At 50.1% G+C, this 13,284-nt stretch carries 13 protein-coding genes; 4 read left to right on the plus strand and 9 right to left on the minus strand.

The genetic code is table 11. The features are described from left to right. Window positions 1–6 precede the first annotated feature (6 nt). Window positions 7–333 (plus strand): hypothetical protein, encoded by a 327-nt coding sequence (locus BBI15_RS08990; protein WP_068869250.1) that lies wholly within the window; start codon window positions 7–9, stop codon window positions 331–333. A gap of 251 nt (window positions 334–584) precedes the next feature. After that, a complete protein-coding gene (locus tag BBI15_RS08995) occupies window positions 585–1,598 on the plus strand; it encodes a PQQ-dependent sugar dehydrogenase (RefSeq protein WP_068869251.1) in 1,014 nt (337 codons plus the stop codon). Window positions 1,599–1,642: 44 nt separating this feature from the next. Here the strand turns inward: BBI15_RS08995 and BBI15_RS09000 are convergent, their stop codons facing one another. The 3 genes from BBI15_RS09000 to BBI15_RS09010 are packed head-to-tail and all read right to left on the minus strand — an operon-like array spanning window position 1,643 to window position 3,389. Further along, window positions 1,643–2,140, minus strand: a complete 498-nt coding sequence (locus tag BBI15_RS09000; protein WP_068869252.1) for a GNAT family N-acetyltransferase — start codon at window positions 2,138–2,140, stop codon at window positions 1,643–1,645. A 16-nt stretch (window positions 2,141–2,156) separates the two neighbouring features. Continuing rightward, window positions 2,157–3,167: a S66 family peptidase gene (locus tag BBI15_RS09005; RefSeq protein ID WP_068869253.1), complete on the minus strand. Its 1,011-nt coding sequence runs from the start codon at window positions 3,165–3,167 to the stop codon at window positions 2,157–2,159. Between the two features lie 12 nt (window positions 3,168–3,179). Next, window positions 3,180–3,389, minus strand: a complete 210-nt coding sequence (locus tag BBI15_RS09010; RefSeq protein ID WP_068869254.1) for a hypothetical protein — start codon at window positions 3,387–3,389, stop codon at window positions 3,180–3,182. Window positions 3,390–3,561: 172 nt separating this feature from the next. Between BBI15_RS09010 and BBI15_RS09015 the strand changes: the two genes are divergently transcribed. Then, window positions 3,562–4,206, plus strand: a complete 645-nt coding sequence (locus BBI15_RS09015; protein ID WP_068869255.1) for an SDR family oxidoreductase — start codon at window positions 3,562–3,564, stop codon at window positions 4,204–4,206. Window positions 4,207–4,251: 45 nt separating this feature from the next. Here BBI15_RS09015 and BBI15_RS09020 read toward each other — a convergent pair whose 3' ends face one another. The 4 genes from BBI15_RS09020 to BBI15_RS09035 all read right to left on the minus strand — a co-directional run bounded on the left by BBI15_RS09020 (window position 4,252) and on the right by BBI15_RS09035 (window position 7,182). Then, on the minus strand, window positions 4,252–4,509 hold the full coding sequence (locus BBI15_RS09020) for a hypothetical protein (protein ID WP_058380602.1): 258 nt from the start codon (window positions 4,507–4,509) through the stop codon (window positions 4,252–4,254). 152 nt (window positions 4,510–4,661) lie between these two features. Beyond that, window positions 4,662–4,862 carry a hypothetical protein gene (locus BBI15_RS09025; protein ID WP_237150855.1) on the minus strand — a complete coding sequence of 67 codons (201 nt, stop codon included), beginning with the start codon at window positions 4,860–4,862 and terminating at the stop codon, window positions 4,662–4,664. Window positions 4,863–4,879: 17 nt separating this feature from the next. Next, window positions 4,880–5,599: an SDR family NAD(P)-dependent oxidoreductase gene (locus BBI15_RS09030; RefSeq protein ID WP_068869257.1), complete on the minus strand. Its 720-nt coding sequence runs from the start codon at window positions 5,597–5,599 to the stop codon at window positions 4,880–4,882. 2 nt (window positions 5,600–5,601) lie between these two features. Next, window positions 5,602–7,182: an amidohydrolase gene (locus BBI15_RS09035; RefSeq protein WP_068869258.1), complete on the minus strand. Its 1,581-nt coding sequence runs from the start codon at window positions 7,180–7,182 to the stop codon at window positions 5,602–5,604. A gap of 166 nt (window positions 7,183–7,348) precedes the next feature. Between BBI15_RS09035 and BBI15_RS09040 the strand changes: the two genes are divergently transcribed. Next, complete coding sequence (locus BBI15_RS09040; protein WP_167358034.1) at window positions 7,349–8,662, plus strand: hemolysin family protein; 1,314 nt, start codon at window positions 7,349–7,351, stop codon at window positions 8,660–8,662. A 41-nt stretch (window positions 8,663–8,703) separates the two neighbouring features. Here the strand turns inward: BBI15_RS09040 and BBI15_RS09045 are convergent, their stop codons facing one another. Together BBI15_RS09045 and BBI15_RS09050 are read right to left on the minus strand one after the other, a co-directional pair. Further along, window positions 8,704–9,636, minus strand: a complete 933-nt coding sequence (locus tag BBI15_RS09045) for a sulfurtransferase (protein ID WP_068869259.1) — start codon at window positions 9,634–9,636, stop codon at window positions 8,704–8,706. Between the two features lies 1 nt (window position 9,637). Then, window positions 9,638–13,219 (minus strand): dynamin family protein, encoded by a 3,582-nt coding sequence (locus tag BBI15_RS09050; protein ID WP_068869260.1) that lies wholly within the window; start codon window positions 13,217–13,219, stop codon window positions 9,638–9,640. Window positions 13,220–13,284 lie beyond the last annotated feature (65 nt).

Here is a 13,284-nt window from a genome sequence, read left to right on the forward strand (position 1 = left end):
TCTCCCTTGAAAACGCTTTTATTGTATCTCGTTCCATTAATCGTTTACGCACTGATGAATAATCTGGTCAACGACAGCTTTACTTGGCCACAATACTTGATTCTGTTATTCGCTTTTCTGGCGTTCCAGCTCGGCCGGCTGCGCTATCCGAAAAACGAAGTGCCGCCTGCTGCAAAAGTTACACAGGCCGTCTTTTACGTCTTGACGGTCGCCATCATTTTCCGCGATAAGTATTTGGATGCTGGGCTGATCAATTTGATGATCGTCCTTGTAGCAGTGTTCGTGATCGTCGAATGGATCATTGCCAAACCGCAGCAAAAAACAAAAGCTTAACTACAAAAACGCGAAGCCCGTAGTTTGGGCTTCGCGTTTTCCTATGCATTCCCTTTAAATTACATACCATAGGATGAACAGCACGACTGCGATGCTAATCCACGTGATGATGCGGACCAAATTGCGTTTTTTGCGCAGCTCTTCTTGTTCTTTGACGTCTTTTAGCAGCGGCATTTTTCGCCCTCCTTGCTGTTTTACATTTCCCATCGCTTCCTGCTTAGATTATGATGAATAAAAAGGAGGTTTTCAAGTTGAAAAAATGGCTTTTTCCCGGGATTCTTGCAGCAGCTCTTGCCGGATGCAGCAATGGGCCGGCGAATCCCGATGAAGCGACCGCACCTGCAGATGTAATCGCGACAGACCTTGAAGCCCCTTGGTCAATCAACAAACAAGGAAACGCTTTCTATATATCAGAACGCCCAGGCACAGTCGCTTATATCGATGCCGAAGGAAAGTTGGAGCGCCAGGATGTCAATTTCTCTTCGCCTTTGTCTTCGGCTTCTGAAGCAGGGTTTCTCGGATTCGTGCTGAAGCCGGATTTCGATGACTCACAGGAAGCTTACGGCTATTATGTTTATGAAGACAATGGCAATTCCTATAATAAAATTGCGGAATTCCGTTTAGACGGCGGAAGCTGGTCGGAAACGGCCGTTCTCTTGTCAGGCATTCCGACAGGCAATGTCCATCACGGCGGCAGGTTAGAATTCAGTGAAGACGGCACGCTTTATGCGACTATCGGAGACGCATCCGAACCCGACCTTGCGCAGGACCCCGCTTCAGTCAACGGGAAGATTCTCCGTCTCAACGAATTCAATGAATTTGAAATCTACTCACTCGGCCACCGCAATCCACAAGGCTTGGCGTGGGACGGGGAGACGATGTATGCAGCAGAACACGGCCAATCCGCGAACGATGAAATCAATATCATCGAACAGGATGCCAATTATGGCTGGCCCGATATCGAAGGAGAAGAAACGGCGGATGGCTTAGAAGCACCTCTGGCGACGAGCGGCGCCGATGATACGTGGGCGCCAAGCGGGATCGATTTCCATGACGGTGTACTGTATATCGCAGCGCTTCGCGGGACGGCGATCAAAGTGCTGGATCCGGAATCAGCAGAAATCACCGATTCCATCGAAGGCTACGGCCGCATCCGCGACGTCCATTCCGACGGCGACGATTTGTATTTCATCACGAATAATACCGACGGCCGGGGCACCCCGACAGAAGGCGACGACAAATTGTATATTTTAAATGAACAGTAAAAAAGCGGAGACAAATGTCTCCGCTTTTTCTATTGCTTTCATTACTACAGCTTCAGCACCATCAACAATTCATCGATATAACGGCCCTCCGCCTTTTGGGCATTCGGCGTGATGCCGATGGGCTGAAAGCCGGATCGTTCGTAAAAACGGATTGCGCGTGGGTTTGCTGAATTGACGGCTAGTTCGAGCTGCTCGAGCCCATCCCATTCACTTGCAAACGCCAGCAAATGGTCAAATAGCTTTGACGCGACTCCTGTTCCTCTTGTTTCTTCCGCTGCATAGACAGCGAGTACTTCGGCTCTGTGGCTGGTCTTTTTCCCAGATAATCTGAGCAGCGTCATCATGGAGAGCAAACGGCCTTCGTCGTACGCACCGAATGTCACGGCTGAAGGATTGCTGAGATTTTTAGCCGTCGCACTCACCGGCCTTTGGTTTGCTTCATTGAAATCAGTCGAAAACGCATCGGCATCTGTCTGCAATGCCGTCAAGCGAAGTTCTCGGTACTGTTCGGCATCATCTTGCGTTAATCGGCGATAGTCCATGACATTCATCCTTTCTTTAGCGGAATTCCTGGACGACACGCCCTTTTCCATCGTCAACGTGGAAAATCGCATGCGCCCCGTTGACAAGAATCACTTGCGGCGGTTGATGGCCGATATCGGCATCATAAACGATGGGGATTTTTAATTGCTCTGCAAGTTCCTCGTACACCATCTCCGCGCTATAGCCTTGTACGGCATCATTCGCTTCGCTTCTGCCAAAGACAATTCCAGAACAATTATCGAACCAGCCTGCATACTTCATCTGCAGCAAACTGCGCTTCAAATCCGGTGTGTTCATTTCGCAGTTTTCCAAAAACCACACGACCGGCTCCCCTGAAATGAATTTCTTCCGGAAAGCATCCACGTTACCATATGGTGTACCAATGAGGTGGCGGATCACGTCGATGCATCCGCCGAGAAGACGGCCTTCCAGTCGTTCGGCTTGTCCCGATACGGTTTTCCATTCGGTCGGCTCGGTCAAATTGAAAACGCCAGCAGCCGGCTTGTCATGGCTCCAATTTTTTTGGTATCGCTCAGAAGAGACTTGTTTAATGACTGAGGCTTTCGTCGAAGACAACACATCCACCCAGCGAGCTGTGGTCGCATCGGTTTCACTGCCGCGCAAGTCGACAATATTGGTGCCGTGTGCTGTCGCGATCCCGGTATTTAACGTAATCGCCAAGGCCAGCAAGCTGACATCCGAATACCCGAGAAGCCATTTCGGCGTGAACTTCTGGAAATCAAGATACTCCAAAACTTCCAATAATAGCTCCCCACCCCATGGCGGGATGATGGCGTCGATTTGGGAATCACGCCAAATGCTGATCAGTTCTCTCGCACGGACAGCTGCAGGCGACGATTTGGCTTCCTTTTGGCTCCAGGCGTTCGGTGTGGCTTTGACAGCAAAGCCTTGCCGCTCCAATTGGGCAATCGCCCCTTCCAGCAAATGATGGAGTTCTTCAGGCACCCCTGAAGAAGGTGCCGTGACGCCGATGGTTCTTAACGCTCGATCGGGATAGCGGATCATTGTCTCTCCTCCTTACCAATTGATATAATTGAACAACACATAAACGATGCCCAGCAGTAAAGCGGCTCCAAAACCGGTTAAGACCACGTGGACCAATCCGTCCACTAAAAGATTCGGCTGCTTGTCGAGACGTTTGCCTTTGAACTGTGAAAAATCCGGAGGCGTTTCTTTTAGATTGCGTTGCTTTATGGACAGGTCATTTTCCTCGAATTGTTTGCTCATATATAAACACCCCTATAATTTAACATTTTTAAATTATTTTTCTTTTTACAATTATACTAAAAGTTGCGCCAAGAAAACATGCTAGTTTTTTGCATCATATCCTATATTTTGGCTATAGTCCGATTTTTCGGGTATAGGGTGTAGGTAGCCAAATTTTAAGGAGGAAATTGAAATGAAGACACTCGTAATTGGAGCAAACGGCAAGATTGGACAGCATTTGGTGCGCCTGCTTGCGAAACATCCAGAGCACACAGTGAAAGCGATGATCCGCAAACCAGAGCAACGACCGTTTTTTGAAGAGTTAAAAGCGGAAACTGTCGTGGCAAGCCTCGAAGGAAGCGTGGAAGAACTGCAAAAAGCGATGACTGACTGCGATGCAGTAGTCTTCACAGCTGGCAGCGGCGCTTCAACCGGTGCAGACAAAACGATGACTGTCGATTTGGACGGCGCGGCAAAAGCGGTAGAAGCGGCAGAACTAGCCGGCATCGATCGCTTCATCATGGTCAGCGCCATCCATGCCGATGACCGCTCCCATTGGACCAAGGAAATGACGCCGTACTATATCGCCAAACACCACGCTGATCGCATCTTGCAATCGAGCAGCTTGGCGTATACGATTGTCCGGCCCGGCTTATTGACAGACGATCCGGCAACAGGGCAAATTGCTGCAGCCGGGAAACTCGATTCCGGCAGCATTCCGAGAGAAGACGTCGCAGCTGTCATCGTCGCGTGCCTTGAATCCACGGATCTTACAGACAAAGTATTCGAGCTGACCGCAGGCGCCAGCCAAATCGAAGACGCCTTAAAACAAATTTAATGAAACGAAAAAGCAGGTGAAGACTTTCTCTTCACCTGCTTTTTTTCATGCTTTTGTATACTCCTGGCCTTTCCAATTGCGGTAGCCGATCACCACTTGGAAAACGAATGCGATCGAACAGACCACAATGGCGATATAGCCAAGTATCGTAATCGGCTGCATCAAAATCGACTGAACGACAAGCAATAGCATCAAAGCCGCGATTCCGAAATTGACGATATAGGGTTTATCGTAGTATTTCTTTGACGCGATCCCGACAAAAACCGCCACCCCAATTATTGCGATAAATAACAACGTGTCCATTGAATTCCATCCTTTTGTTGAAAGATTAAGTCATTTTTTAACATCAACTACAGCTACTATAGCATAATTCACATCCAGAAAGCGGCTTGCTTTCGGCTGAAACAACAGCCAAAAATCCCCAATCCACAAATACTGGATTGGGGGTTTTTAGCTTAATGCGCTTTTAATTCCGCTACAAGCTTCCGATAGTAGTCAAAATCGAATTCAACGCTTCCTTTTTTATAGAACCATAGCACGGCTTCTTTATCCCCGCGTTCGAGCATATGTGTGACAAGGGCTTTTGGGCTCGACACATCGATGCCTGCTTGGTCCGCTTCACGCAATTTCGTTAGCATTTGCTGTTTCGTAGCCAATTGGGCTTCCCCCTTTTTCATTTCGGCAGCTCCCTCAAATCAAGCAATACCGGCAGTTCATTGAAATCAGGGCGTTGCATCAACTGGATCAAGCCTGATGCTGTGTCTTCCGGGGTGCTCAGTTTGCCGCTGCGCTTATAATCACGGAAATGCTCGATCTGAGGGAAATCCTCTTCCCCGCTTTCCCGTATTTTTTCTTGCATGCCGGTATCGATGATGCCCGGTGCGACTGAAACCGCTTTAAGGTTTTCGTATTCCGCATCCAGACAGGTCGTGTAATGGTCGAGACCCGCCTTGCCGGCGCAATAGGCGCTCCAGCCTTTGATTTGTTTTCTACCGGCACCTGATGAAATATTAACGATGCGGCGCGTCTTTATGGACTCTGTCCCGCCCAAGAAAGCGGAAGACAAAGCCATTGGCGCCGTCAAGTTCAAAGTGATGCTCTTCTCGATGTCCTGTCCGTCGTTCGCGGCGGCAAAGCCGATTGGTTCGACCGTCCCGGCATTATTGACCAAAGTAACCGCTTCGGCTTCCGCTGAAATTTCTTTTGCCGCTTTCGACATGACATGTGAAATCCCTGCGATATTGGTCAAATCATGGGTGATGAAGAGCCCGCCCGCCCATTCTTCAGGTTCCGTGCGGGCGATGCCGATGACTTGATGGCCCGATTCTGCCAATTGCTTGCTGAGAGCAAGGCCGATGCCTTTGGATGCACCGGTAATGATAAAGGTTTCCATCGTTATACCTCCACCCCATTTTTCTCGTACATGACTTCGCCTGCGACAACGGTCATTTCCACTTCGGCTTCAAGCAATTGCTCCTCAGGCCCATTGAATAAATCACGATCGAACACGGTGAAATCCGCATCGAACCCTTCTTTGATCAAACCGCGGCGATGCTCCATGCAAATGGCTTGCGCACTGCCATAGGTATACAGGCGGATCGCTTCGAAACGGCTAAGTTTTTGTTCAGGCAAATACCCTGCATGTGTATCTTCAGGATTTCTGCGTGCAACAGCCGCAAACAAGCCTTGGCGCGGGTCGACTTCCTCGATCGGCGCATCGGATCCGCCAGCGCAGATAATGCCCTCATCCAATAAGGTCTTCCAGGCATACGACAACGCGAGCCGGTCGTCGCCGAGCCGTTCCACTACCCATGGAAAATCCGAAGGCACGAAACTCGGCTGCAGGTCAAGTGCCACGTCAAGCCGTTTCAGGCGTTCAAGCAAATCTTCTCTCAGGACCATCGCATGGATGAGCCGGTCCCGTTTGCCTTCAGGCGTCGGATGCGCTTCGATGGCATCGAGCGCTTTTTCCATGGCGAAATCGCCGATGACATGGATAGCGACCGCTTCGCCGTGCTTTCTCGCAACCGATACCAGGCGCTTTAATTCTTCATCGGAATGGATCGCGACGCCGCTAGTCGATGGGTCGTCTGTATAAGGGCGGCTGAGCAAAGCCGTTCTGCCGCCGATCGACCCATCTGCAAACAATTTCATCGGGCCCGGATCGATAAACGGTTCCAAATACTCGGCGTTTTCCATCATTTCCTCAAAAGCCACGTGTGCCCGCAGCAAATGGGCACGGAACTTCGTTTCCTTGCCGATCACGTTTCGGAACGCTTGCAGCGGCCGTGAGTAATGGCCGTAATACCCCATATCTTCCGTATGGCCGCCCGTCAAACCGAGCTTGAGTAAATCATCGACTGAAGTTTTTAACGCTTTGGTCAAGTACTCGACGCTCACTTCCGGAACGACTCCGGCGACGAGTTCCTGTGCAGCGTCCAGCAAATAGCCCGTCGGTTCCCCATTCGTATCGCGCACAATGACACCGCCTTCTGGATCTTCGGTTTCTTTCGTGATGCCAGCCAGTTCGAGCGCGCGCGAATTGGCAAGCACTGCGTGTCGGCATACACGTTTCAGCATCATCGGCGACTCGCAGATGGCATCAAGTTCGCTGCGGTGGAATATCTTCCGGTCCGGGAAATTGTTCTCATTCCATCCTTCACCGATAAACCATTCATCGCCCGTATGGCCTTCGGTCGAACGGATCAATTGCTGTTTCATGTCTTCCGAGCTCTCGATTTTCGACAAATCGACGCGCATCAGTTTCTCTCCGTGCTGGATCAGATGCAGGTGGCTATCGACCAGCCCTGGGTACATGGTGCGGCCGGCCAGATCGATTTCCTTATCGGCTAAATGACGCAATTCTTCGTAAGCCCCAGTTTTTTCTATGCGGTCATCAGAGACCAGCACCGCTTCTACGGTCTCGCCTTCTGTTTCCATCGTATAAATCTGTCCCCCGTAAATAAGCACCTTCATCTAAAACCACTCCTTTTCTCTTTGTTCATCATAAATATATTTTTCAGTGCATTCAATAAGTTTGGCTGGAAATGGCTAAATTTTTCTGCGCCTGCCCGCAGATACAAGCCTCCTTATTTATGATATACTATGCACAACTTTAGAAAGCTGAGGTGAGCTCCCGGACATGGGGGACGAATTGGACAGTATATTTTATCTTTATATCACAACCGCAAGCATTCTTTTATTTTTCACCGCTTTTTTTGTAGGGGCGGAATTCTCCATCATCCGGGTGCGTTTGTCGCGCATCGAGCAAGCCTTGTCGGAAGGGCGCAAAAATGCCGTTTGGATGGAAAAAATCAGCAATAATCTCGATTATTATCTGTCCGTTTCACGCTTTGGCATCGCAGTGACGGCAATCGGCCTTGGCTGGCTGTCAAAAAACATTGCCGAGCTGCCTTCTGTACAGGCAGTGGCGGACAGGGCCGAATCGAATGCGGCAGGACCGATCGCTTATATTTCCGTGCTCGTCCTGGTATTTTTCATCCGCGCCATCATCGGTGAGCTGGCGCCGAAAGCCTTGGCTGCCCAGTACGCAGAACGCGCGGCGTTTCGCCTCGCTCCTGCGCTGAGTCTCGCCGGCAGTCTATTCGCACCCGTATTATGGCTCCTCAATGCTTCGGCACGGCTGTTGTTGCGCCCGCTCGGCATCCGGACTTTGCAGCCGGCCTATGGGCATTCCGAAGAAGACTTAAAGCATTTGATGCACGAGAGCTACCAGAGCGGCGAGATCAACCACAACGAGTTGGCGTATATGCAAAACATCTTCTCGTTTGATGAACGCTTGGCCAAAGACATCATGTTGCCGAGAACGCAGATGATCACCATCTCTATTGAAATGGATCATGATGAATTAATGGAAATCATTGAAGAGCATCAATATACGCGTTATCCGATAACTGAAGACGGCGATAAGGATGCCATCATCGGCTTTATCAACATCAAGGAATTATTGACGAGCTATACGACTGCAGGGGATCTCTCAAAAAGTTTGACGGTCCATGATTTACCGTTTGTCCATGACCAGGCACCGATCCAGGATGTCCTGCTGCGTATGCAAAGCCAGCACGTCCATATGGCGATCGTTGTCGACGAATACGGCGGGACAGCCGGCGTCATCACCATGGAAGACATCCTTGAGGAAATTGTCGGCGAGATTCGCGATGAATTCGACCATGATGAAACCGATGATATCAAACGTTTGGACCATCATAATTTCCTCGTTAACGGCCGGGTGCTGCTGTCAGAACTCGAAGCCCGCTTCCCGATTGAATTCGAGGAAAGTGAAGACATCGATACCATCGGCGGCTGGGTCCAGATGATGGACACGGATATCGCGGAAGGCGGCGTCATCGACTTAAGTGATTTCCGCTTTATCGTGCGTGAGATGGAAAACCACCAAATCATCACTGTCCAATTGAACAAGAAGAATAAATCATAAAAAAACGGCATTGCGAGTCATCAGCAATGCCGTTTTTCTATTTATTTTTCATCTTCCAACAATGATTTTTCGTACTCGAATTTCTTCATCAGCATCTCGCCGGTATAGCCTTCTTCGATCAACCTCGCCAATACCGCTTTCGTCCGGTCATCGGCCGCTTCCGGATGATCATCACGGTCGAATTCCACTACGCTGTCCTCATCGGAAATCCAGTCGGAATAGCTTCCGACATAGAGCTTCAGGTTTTCATGCTGTTTTTCGGCAAGCACGGCGTACAGCGCAGCCGCTGTGACGCCGCTGCCGCAATACACAACAGCCGGCTCTTTCGGTTGCAATAGGCTGCTGAATTCTTCGTCGGTCCGGAATGCTTTATTCGACACCAATTGGGACCAATCGTAATTGCGCGCGCCTGGGATCCGACCGGCGACAGCGTCAATCGGTTCATTGATGCCGGCATAGCGTTCAGGGGAACGGGCGTCGATCAAGACGCCCAATTCTTTGCCGTCGACGATTTGCTGGACATCGCTGCGCGTTGCGAGCAGCTCGTCATGGAAAGCTGGCATCACCGATGAAACCGGGTAGGATGCCGATTCTGTCGTCGTCGCAATGCCCTGCCGTTTCAACTCGTCAAAGCCGACGCGGCTGATATAGGCATGTTCGAATCCGGCATACTTGAGCAGCCACCATGCCCGCGCTGCGTAAGGAGAACCGCCTTGGTCGTAGACGACGATCGAATCGGCCAATTCCAAACCGGCTGCTTGGAATAATCGCGTCAACTGATCTTTAGTTGGCATCGGATGGCGCCCGCCTTTGGATGCCATGTCGGATAGATCGTTCTCCAAATCCCAGTGGGTTGCTCCTTCCACATGTTCCGCGGCAAAGCTTCCACTTCCCCATCCGGAATCCTTCAAGTCAAAACGCGCATCGATCCAACGGTAATTTTCTGTATCTATCGTTTCAATAAAAACAGTCATGTTATCCCCTGCCTTCCATCAATTTTTCATGCAATTGCTTCCATTGCACCAGAATTTCGCCTTGCTGCAACAGGCTGCGCTCCGAATCAATCTGCTCGATCGCCTGGCGCAACAAATGTTGCCGGAGGCCTTCAGCTTCCTGCTCAATCCAGAATTCCGCCCATTCCAGGAGTTCGGCCTTTTCCTGATCCAAATAACGGCTGGCATCGGGTTCCATCATGCCCTGCAAAGCGTCGCGCATCGCTTCTTTCTCATTTTTCTCGAAAAAGCTCTTGTTGTTTTTATAATATGATTTTGCCGCGGAATAATCGGCATCGCCAAACGGCTGGCCGGCTTCGAGAAGCTGTGCTTCCTTCACTTCATATGGAAGGAACGAAAACTCGTGGTTCCAGTCCTTCAGTTTGGCAGCATCGTCCTTGAAACGTTCCGTCAATTTCTGCTCGACAAATCGCGCAAGCCGCAAGTTGGTCACTCTCATCTCCTGCTGGAAATCAAAAGCCGTCATGTCACGCAAATCGCGCAATGCCATATCGAGCGCCTGCTTGGAGGATTCCCTCGCGAATAGCGAAGGGTTGAATGCTTCCTTGAAGAAATCGTTGAAGCGGTAGAACACACGCTGTTTCACATAGTACAGCAATTCGCCGAGTTCTTGGCCCGCTTCTCGCTCCAATACCGGTGCCATTGTTTCACTATAGCGTTTTCGCACTTTCTGCTCTAATTGCTTTAACTCTTCCAGGCGCTCATCTTTGCGTTCCAGGTTCTTTTCCGTGGACTGGATCAAATTGCGGAAACGGTCCACCGTTTTCTGCTCTTCTTCCGACAAAGACTGGACCGCCATCCCTTTCAGCTCTTCTTTCAGGAAATGCTGGAAATCTTCTTCGAACTCCGGCATGCCTGAAATAGAGCGGTCTTTCAAGGCTTGCAAGCTTGAGACGCCGTACAGGCGCGGGAAACGGATTCCGAAGCGCTGCAATTCATTGCCGACATAGTCGATGACTGCCTGTTTTTCTTCCTCATCATTCGCCAAATCGATGGCATTGACCACAAAGAACATCTTGTCCATTTCGAAAGCGTCTTTTACGCGGCCGAGCTGGATGAGGAATTCGCGGTCCGCGCGTGCAAACGCGTGGTTGTAATACGTGATGAACAGGACAGCGTCCGCATTGCGGATGTATTCGAATGCAACGTTCGTGTGGCGCGCATTGATGGAATCCGCTCCTGGCGTATCCACCAAGGTAACGCCATTTCTTGTCAGCTCGCAATCGAAATAAAAATCGATTTCTTCGACAAAGCAACTGCGTTCCTCTTTGGCGACATACAAGCCGAACTCTTGACGATTAACGCGCAAAGTTTCCCCGAGATGCCCGCTAAAGGATTCGTACCCGCTCCTGAATGCCAGCAAGAACGATTTATGGATTTGCTGCTCAGTCGTTGCGTCATCCGGCAATGCTTTTGTTTTCGCATAGGCCTCTTCGAGGGTCTCTACTTTCACGCCAAAGATTGCAAAGGAGTTTTTGACATCTTCCGTCATCGCCGCTACGGTTTTCAATCGCACGTCTGCCGTCTCATGTGGATGTGCTTCCGTCACGGGGCGGATGCGGTTGATGGTCGCGGTCGTCGGGTTCGGAGATACCGGAAGCACCGTCTCGCCCATCAAAGCATTCGAGAACGATGATTTCCCCGCACTGAAGGCGCCGAACAAGGCAATCGTGAATTCCTGCCCTTCCAGCCGCTTCGCTTTCCGCTTCAAATATTCTACCGTTTCCGAAAACCCTCGGACAGGCTCCAGAATATCGGCGGTTTTTTTCACGCGCGACAACACTTCCTGTTCATCAAACGATGCCAGTTCATGTGTCGGGGCGGTCTCGCCACCGTCCCATTGCTGCTGTACTTCCTCTTCGAGCATCGACGGCGTGAATTCTACCATGTCTTCCGCCGACAAATGAAACGCATCTTGCCAAGCGGCTACTTGTTTTTCCGCCGCGTCCATCTGCTTCGGCAAAATGGCGGTGAAGGATTTCTTCACTTTATCGATCGCTTCGTCCATTTCCTCGAGCGTGCGGATCGCGAGCACCTTTTGTTCAAGCGACTCGGATTTCATGTCGATTTCCACACCCGCATCGTCCGGCAGTCCTTCAAAGCCTTCCTGTTGGCGGGCTTTCCAGGGATCGGTTTCCTGGATGAGCCAGCGCTGCACTTGGGCAGTCAAGCTCTTGCTGACATTGAGTACAGTATCTGCAGTCATCGTAGCCGTTTCCGGCACATTTTCTTCGACAACTTCAAACGGCAAGCCGAATTGCATGTTATCGATTTCAAGCGATTCGGTATCCGTCAACAGCCCAGCTTCGCGCAGGGAGGTTTTCATCAATTTTTTCAAATGGCCCGACATTTGCGAGTCGATCGTTTTCGACAATTTGTCTTGAAGGTCTTTTCTGCGGTTTTCCCGTTCTTCTTCGGTTTTCTTGCCGCTGAACAATATGCCCACTTTGAATCCCGGTTGGCGCGCTTCGATATAAGCACTTAGCGCGTCCCTCACTTCATAAGGCATAATGTTGGCGTTTTCGAGCAGCTCTTTGCGCTTTTTCTCGAAATTCAACCGCCAATTATCATAATCCTGGACAGAACTGCGCCGCTTGATCAATTCGTGTTCTTTTTTCAAGTCTTCCCGCATATTCCATTCTTCTTCTGATAGGACCTTCGAAAATGCTTCCAGCCGCTCCGCTTTTTCGTCTTCTAAAAAGCCGATGTGCTCATCTTTCAATTGGCGGAGCGCAGAAGCCGAAGCTTCACCGATATGTCCTTGCCAATTATCCATGACCGAGGAGACGAGCTGTTTTACTTCAGGAAATTCATTGCCCGGGAAGTCGTGCACTTTCAAGGAAGTGAAAAAGATCCCTTTCGGTTCGACCCCCCATGCCGCAAAACTATCCGCCACCGATTGCTGGAATTCCGCAAACGACATTTCGCTTTCCTGATGCTTATCGATCTGGTTGACGATCAAGTAAAGGTCCGTGTATTTCTGCAATTCCCGCGTGAAATTGAAGTTGAGCTCTGATTGCACATGGTTGTAATCCATGACATAAAACACCATGTCGGCTACATGCAAGGCCGATTCCGTCGACATCCTATGGGCATCGTCTGTGGAGTCGACGCCCGGCGTATCCATGACCGTGATGCCTTCAGGCAACACCGAAGTCGAATGGCCGATGTCGATTTGTGTGACATCGCCGCTCTTGCAGAAATCCTTGACCGCTTGGAAATCATAGTTTTCAGGGAAATACACAGGGCGGTCGCCCCTGCGGTTGACGATGGCATAGTCTTTTTCTGCCTTATGGACGTTAACGATGTTTGCACTCGTCGGAATCGGGCTCGAGGGCAAAAGCGTCTCGCCCGTCAAGGCGTTGATCATCGATGATTTTCCGGAAGAGAAGTGGCCCGCAAAGCCGATGATGAATTGGTCTTTCAGGATTTTACGCGCAAATAATTCCGCTTTCTCTTCACGCTCCGTGTCTTCGTTGTCCTTGAAAATCCGGTAAAGATGCGCTGTTTCGATTAATTCCTGCTTATGGTCTGTCGCTGTCATATGTATATCTCCTTCACCGTTACTTCTATTCATCATATCATTTTTTCCAGCAGAACGAAAAACAT

Origin of the sequence: Planococcus plakortidis (genome assembly GCF_001687605.2) — a bacterium.
In the GTDB taxonomy this organism is placed as follows: Bacteria; Bacillota; Bacilli; order Bacillales_A; family Planococcaceae; genus Planococcus; species Planococcus plakortidis.

Coding starts and splice junctions, on each gene's coding strand:
- BBI15_RS09000 (WP_068869252.1), bottom strand. CDS start 2,140: ATGGACTATCGCCGATTAACGCAAGATGATGCCGAACAGTACCGAGAA.
- BBI15_RS09005 (WP_068869253.1), bottom strand. CDS start 3,167: ATGATCCGCTATCCCGATCGAGCGTTAAGAACCATCGGCGTCACGGCA.
- BBI15_RS09010 (WP_068869254.1), bottom strand. CDS start 3,389: ATGAGCAAACAATTCGAGGAAAATGACCTGTCCATAAAGCAACGCAAT.
- BBI15_RS09015 (WP_068869255.1), top strand. CDS start 3,562: ATGAAGACACTCGTAATTGGAGCAAACGGCAAGATTGGACAGCATTTG.
- BBI15_RS09020 (WP_058380602.1), bottom strand. CDS start 4,509: ATGGACACGTTGTTATTTATCGCAATAATTGGGGTGGCGGTTTTTGTC.
- BBI15_RS09030 (WP_068869257.1), bottom strand. CDS start 5,599: ATGGAAACCTTTATCATTACCGGTGCATCCAAAGGCATCGGCCTTGCT.
- BBI15_RS09035 (WP_068869258.1), bottom strand. CDS start 7,182: ATGAAGGTGCTTATTTACGGGGGACAGATTTATACGATGGAAACAGAA.
- BBI15_RS09040 (WP_167358034.1), top strand. CDS start 7,349: ATGGGGGACGAATTGGACAGTATATTTTATCTTTATATCACAACCGCA.
- BBI15_RS09045 (WP_068869259.1), bottom strand. CDS start 9,636: ATGACTGTTTTTATTGAAACGATAGATACAGAAAATTACCGTTGGATC.
- BBI15_RS09050 (WP_068869260.1), bottom strand. CDS start 13,219: ATGACAGCGACAGACCATAAGCAGGAATTAATCGAAACAGCGCATCTT.